Consider the following 2,372-nt stretch of genomic DNA (forward strand, 5'->3'; position numbering starts at 1 on the left):
ACCTTATCCGCTCGCCAAGATTATGCAGCCGCGTATATTGATCACTTTAGGCAAAAAGTTGAGCAAATGGGCAATTTGCATTATCCCGAAGCAGCAAAACAGCGTCACTTACAGGGCGAAGTCCGTTTATTGGTGGCGATTTTACCCAATGGCCGCGTCAAAGATATTCAAGTACGCTCCTCATCAGGTTCAGGGTTATTAGATGAAGCAGCACGGCGTTCGGTGCGCTTGGCAGAACCTTTTAGACCGTTTAGTAAAGAAATGAAACAAAAAATTGAAGTTTTACAAGTGATTCGCACATGGCGTTTTGCCGAAAAAATGCATAACGAGAATTAATTCGTTTATAATGAACATCCATTAACTATTTTTAGATATATATGTCAACTTTTTTTATACTTACGCGGTTATCGCTTATTTGTTCACATCTCAACCATTGGCAATGGTTGTATGTTCACAAAGCGCGATAATTTTAGCAAAATGCGTAAGTATTGTTGTTCTGTTGATGCAGACCCTCCGCTTAGGTGCTTTGGCACAATATTTTTCTTTTTCTCGTTTATATCTTCATTTTCTTATTGCTACTTAAATGTATTAATGTGGCCTAAATGTTTATTGGTAAAAAATCATGTTTGAATGGATAGCAGACCCGTCAGCTTGGGCAGGTTTAGCAACTCTGGTGTTATTAGAGATCGTTTTAGGCTTAGATAACCTCGTGTTTATTGCTATTTTGGCCGAAAAATTGCCACCACAGCAACGTAACAAAGCACGGATGATCGGTTTGTCCTTAGCCTTAGGGATGCGTTTAGTTTTATTGGCATCAATCGCATGGATTGTGACATTAACAGAGCCATTATTTAGTATTGGAGAGTTTGGTTTTTCAGGGCGAGATTTAATTTTAATTTTTGGTGGCTTTTTCTTGTTATTTAAAGGCACTTTAGAATTGCATGAGCGTTTAGAAGGCCATTTAGCACACCATTCCCAACAAAAAATTCAACATGCGGCATTTTGGGTAGTTATTGCTCAAATTGTGGTGTTAGATGCGGTGTTTTCTTTGGACAGTGTGATTACGGCTGTTGGCATGGTTGATCATTTATCAGTAATGATGATAGCGGTAGTGATTGCTGTGATGTTGATGATGCTTGCCTCACGACCATTAATGGCCTTTGTTTCTCGTCATCCCAATGTGATTGTCTTGTGTTTGGGCTTTTTGATGATGATTGGCTTTTCTTTGTTGGTGGAAGGCTTAGGTTATCATATTCCAAAAGGCTATTTGTATGCAGCGATTGGTTTCTCTATTTTAGTAGAAGCTTTTAATCAAGCGGTTCGCCGTAATCGGGAGCGATTTATTACTAGCTCAGATTTGCGCGAGCGTACTGCCGATGCCGTATTAAGCTTATTAGGTGGCAGACGCTCTTCGAGTTTAGGTTTGGGTGAAACAGTTGATGCTATTGCCGAAAAATCAGCCGAAAAAGAAGTATTTGCGCCCGAAGAAAAAGAAATGATTCAAGGCGTATTAACTTTAGCGGATCGCCCGATTAAATCAATTATGACCCCAAGACCCGATATTGATTGGTTAAATATAGAAGATGATGCCGACGCTTTACATCGTCAAATTAAAGATATTGGTCATTCACGTTTGCCAATCGCTAAAGGTAGTTTAGAGAATTTATTAGGAGTAGCCGCTACTAAAGATATTTTGCGTGACTTATTGTTAGAAGGTGCGATTAATTTAGAGCGTTCCATACGCCAACCGTTGATTATCCATGAAAGCATGAAAGTATTGCGTGTGATGAAACAGCTCCGCGAGTCTCCCCTACAAATGGCCATTGTGTTAGATGAATATGGTTCGGTAGAGGGCATAGCCACTCCCTTAGATATTTTAGAAGCGATTGCAGGTGAGTTTCCTGATGAAAGTGACGAGTTATCTGTACAACAACAAGAAGATGGTTCTTGGTTAGTAGATGCGTTAATTGATGCTCATCGTATTTCACAGTTATTAGACTATAACTTAGTTGATGAAAATAACCGTTATTCAACCTTAGCAGGCTTTTTATTGGCAGAGTTAGGCCATTTACCCGAACAAGGCGAACAAATTATTAAAGAAGATTTGTGTTTTGAAGTGGTAGCGGTGACTAATACTCAGATAGAAAAGGTTAAAATTAGTCGTCAAAGCTAAAATTTAAAGGACTGAATATTCAGTCCTTTAATTTATTTTGGGGCTTCAAAAAATACATACGGCGTGCTGTAGTCACTGACTTCAAAATAGACTTTCTTTTCGCCTGCATCGGCAATCATGTTGAGATTTTCATCTAAAATGCCATAACCAAAACGATAAGCGCGAATATTATTGTCGTCTGTGCCTGTGGCGGTAAGAT

2 protein-coding genes are annotated in these 2,372 nt (G+C 39.1%); both read left to right on the top strand.

Annotated elements, in window-relative coordinates:
* Window positions 1–336, top strand: a 336-nt coding sequence (locus tag Q0212_RS08640; protein ID WP_297924555.1) for an energy transducer TonB, incomplete at its 5' end; no start/stop codon positions are given.
* 283 nt (window positions 337–619) lie between these two features.
* Window positions 620–2,173, top strand: a complete 1,554-nt coding sequence (locus Q0212_RS08645; RefSeq protein WP_297924557.1) for a TerC family protein — start codon at window positions 620–622, stop codon at window positions 2,171–2,173.
* Window positions 2,174–2,372 lie beyond the last annotated feature (199 nt).

The organism is uncultured Agitococcus sp. (assembly GCF_937920075.1).
GTDB lineage: Bacteria > Pseudomonadota > Gammaproteobacteria > Pseudomonadales > Moraxellaceae > Agitococcus.